Here is a 3249-nt window from a genome sequence, read left to right as displayed (position 1 = left end):
ATAAAACACTGCTTCAACTTTCTGTATAGCTTCACGATGGACATTCACAATTAACAATTGCTGGTGATGATCGCCCAATTACAAATATGGTTTTTGGAAAATATACAGCACCAGTTTTTACTGATATTGTAAATAAAACAGTTGTTATAAGAAAGTTAGCTAACGATACCTTGTGCCGTGAAGCAGGCATTAATAAAGGTGATATTATTTTAGCAGTAGATGATGAACCAGTAGTTCTGAAAGTGAACCAGCTTAATCAATATATTTCTGCCTCAAATAACATGAGGCGTGATTATGATTTATCTATAAAATTATTAAATACAACTAACGAATATCAAAGATTAAAAATTAAGCGGGGCAACCGTATTTTTACAGTAAAGGTAAAATGTATATTAACTTCTGCACGGTATTGGGTAGATTTATTCAATTACAAAAATGATGAACAGGGATATAAACCGATAGGCAATTCTATAGCTTATATTTACGCTTCCAGTATATGGGGAGCTAATGTAGATAAAATGAAAGCGCTTATAAAAAGCAAAAAGGCTGTTATATTCGATGTAAGGAATTATCCCAATAGCGATACTTTTTACAACATATTTGATATTTTTTTACCTAAACCGACAGCAATAGATGTAGAATTACAAATGTTGGCAAATAATCCTGGATATTTCAAATGGATGAAAGTAGCAAAAATTGGAAATATTAACCCGGATATTTATCAAGGAAAAGCAATCATCTTAGTTGATGAAAGAACGCAAAGCCAGGGCGAATATTCAGCTATGGCCTTGCAAACCATTCCTAATTCAGTAACTATTGGCAGCCAAACTGCAGGCGGTGATGGCGTTGTAACGCCAGTACCAATGGGTGGAAAATTAAATTTATCTTACTCCGGTTATGGTGTGTATTATCCAAACAAAGCACAAACACAACGTGTAGGTGTTAAAATTGACATACCTGTTAAAAAGACTGTTGAAAGTGTGATTAAAGGTGATGATCTTATATTAGAAAAAGCTTTAAAGTATTTGAAAGAAAAGGGAATAGATTAAACATAATAATCAACCCAGTTTTGCCCGAACCATCCGGTCTTTCCCGCCCAAATCTTTTCGCAGTTCTACCGCTGTAAAGTTTTTAGTTTTCAATAAATCAACCACTTGTCTTCCATATTTTTCGTTGATTTCAAAAAACAGCAATCCATATTTTTGCAGGGTAAAAGAAGCATAATCAGCAATTTTGCGGTAAAACAACAACGGGTCATTTTCGGGAACAAAAAGCGCCAAATGCGGCTCGAAAGCCAGCACATTGTGGTGCATCAACTTTTGTTCTTTTAGCGTGATGTAAGGCGGGTTGCTAACGATAATTGAATAGCGCGATGCTTCTTTTACCGGTATAAAATTGAGTATGTCCTGCTGAAAAACCCCTACCCGTACTTCATTTAACAAAGCATTTTTTTGTGCTGTTTGCAAAGCTTCTACAGAAATATCCAAACCAAAAACTTCTGCTTGCGGCCAGTTTTTTTTAATGGCGATTGGGATGCAGCCGCTGCCGGTGCCAATATCGAGGATAGCTTTCGGCATTGAACTTTCAACTTTCAGCTTTTCCCGCTCCCCGCTCTTTTTATCCCGCTCCCCGCTCCTCTTGTCTCCGCTCAAATTTCCCTTTTCCCCCAAAACCCAGGCAACCAATTCTTCCGTTTCCGGTCGAGGGATTAGTACGGAAGGATTAATTTCAAACTTCAACCCAAAAAATTCGGTTTCGCCCAAAACATATTGTACCGGCATTCCTGTTTGCAGTTTTTGTGCCGATAAAAGAAGCATTTGGATTTGGGCTTCCGAAAGTTGTTTTTCGGGAAAAGCGCGCAATTGTGTTGGTGATAATTTGGTGATGGAATGGAGCACGAGAAGCACAACCGGATCCAACTCTTCCAAACCGTAAACCGATTTCAGGTTTTCTTTCAACCAAATGCATGCCTCGCCAACAGTTTTCATGTGGCAAAGAACGGAAAAAGCTACTTTTGTGGCATGAACGATCACGAAAAATACATGCGCCGTTGTTTGGAACTAGCTGCTTTGGGCGCCGGTTTTGTTAGCCCAAACCCGATGGTTGGCGCGGTTATCGTGCATCAACATAAAATTATCGGCGAAGGCTATCATCAAAAATACGGACAGCCGCACGCCGAAGTTAATGCCATAAAAACAGTATTGGAGCGTTTTTCAAATGCTGCTGATTTGTTAAAAGAAGCAACCATTTATGTTTCGCTGGAGCCTTGCGCGCATTTTGGCAAAACGCCCCCTTGTGCCGATTTGATCATCAAAAACCAAATCCCGAAAGTGGTGGTTGGCTGCCGAGACCCTTTCGTTCAGGTTGATGGAAAAGGAATTGAAAAGTTGCGGAATGCCGGAATCGAAGTAATCGAAAATGTTTTGGAAGCTGAATGTTTAGCACTAAACAAACGCTTTTTTACCCGTGTGTTAAAGCAAAGGCCGTACGTAATTTTGAAATGGGCGCAAACGCAGGACCAGTTTTTTGCACCGGAAGACGGCAGCCAACAATGGATTTCTGATCCGCTTTCAAAAAAGTTAGTGCACCAATGGCGCAGCGAAGAAGACGCGGTTTTGGTGGGAAAAAATACGGCAGCGGCAGATAACCCGCAATTGAACAACCGCTATCAACCCGAAGCAAAACAACCAAAACGGGTTGTTTTAGACCGAAGGCTGGAGTTAGGCAACCAGCTTCATTTGTTCGATCAATCGGTAGAAACCCTGGTTTTTAACGAGGTAAAAACAGCATTGGAAGAAAACATAAAGTATATCGGTTTAGAAGATTTTGATTTTTATTTGCCGCAATATATTTTGTTTCAGTTGTATTTGCAGGACATTCAATCCGTAATTGTAGAAGGCGGCGCCAAAACTTTACAGCTTTTTATTGATGCCGGTTTGTGGAACGAGGCGCGCATATTTACCAGCAAAACCCGTTGGGGAAAAGGCATCAAAGCACCGGAAATTTCGGGGGAAGTTCAAGAAAACTTAAATTCTGGCAATGACCAATTGTCAATTTTATACCCAACAAAAAAGCCCTGATAAATTTATCAGGGCTTTTTTGTTTTAACTTGTCCCGTCCTGAAATAAGTTGACCCTAAATCAACTTAAAGATGAAAAAGCAGGAAAAACCAGCCACTAAGCGCACACAACGGGATTACAGCATGGCCTTTAAAATACAGGTTATCGGCGAAGTAGAAAGAGGGGAATT

Annotated in this window: 3 protein-coding genes; 2 read left to right on the top strand and 1 reads right to left on the bottom strand. The window is 39.8% G+C overall.

The window, feature by feature from the left end:
- Positions 1-86: 86 nt before the first annotated feature.
- Positions 87-1049 (top strand): S41 family peptidase, encoded by a 963-nt coding sequence (locus tag V5804_RS09465; RefSeq protein ID WP_369591149.1) that lies wholly within the window; start codon positions 87-89, stop codon positions 1047-1049.
- A 9-nt stretch (positions 1050-1058) separates the two neighbouring features.
- On the opposite strand, the gene prmC is transcribed toward V5804_RS09465, so the two are convergent.
- Positions 1059-1988, bottom strand: a complete 930-nt coding sequence (prmC, locus tag V5804_RS09460; protein ID WP_369591148.1) for a peptide chain release factor N(5)-glutamine methyltransferase — start codon at positions 1986-1988, stop codon at positions 1059-1061.
- 33 nt (positions 1989-2021) lie between these two features.
- Here prmC and ribD point away from each other — a divergent pair, with 33 nt between their 5' ends.
- The gene (gene ribD, locus V5804_RS09455; RefSeq protein ID WP_369591147.1) at positions 2022-3080 is read left to right on the top strand and encodes a bifunctional diaminohydroxyphosphoribosylaminopyrimidine deaminase/5-amino-6-(5-phosphoribosylamino)uracil reductase RibD; all 1059 of its coding nucleotides are present in this window, start codon (positions 2022-2024) and stop codon (positions 3078-3080) included.
- Positions 3081-3249 lie beyond the last annotated feature (169 nt).

The sequence above is a fragment of the Mucilaginibacter sp. genome, assembly GCF_041088075.1.
Taxonomy (GTDB): domain Bacteria; phylum Bacteroidota; class Bacteroidia; order Sphingobacteriales; family Sphingobacteriaceae; genus Mucilaginibacter_A.
The sequence above is the reverse complement of the archived record's forward strand: the minus strand, read 5'-3'. Positions and strand labels throughout refer to the sequence as shown.

Bases quoted from the DNA above. Each gene is read 5' to 3' on its own strand.
- V5804_RS09465 (WP_369591149.1), top strand. From the start codon at position 87: ATGGTTTTTGGAAAATATACAGCACCAGTTTTTACTGATATTGTAAAT.
- ribD (WP_369591147.1), top strand. From the start codon at position 2,022: ATGAACGATCACGAAAAATACATGCGCCGTTGTTTGGAACTAGCTGCT.
- prmC (WP_369591148.1), bottom strand. From the start codon at position 1,988: ATGAAAACTGTTGGCGAGGCATGCATTTGGTTGAAAGAAAACCTGAAA.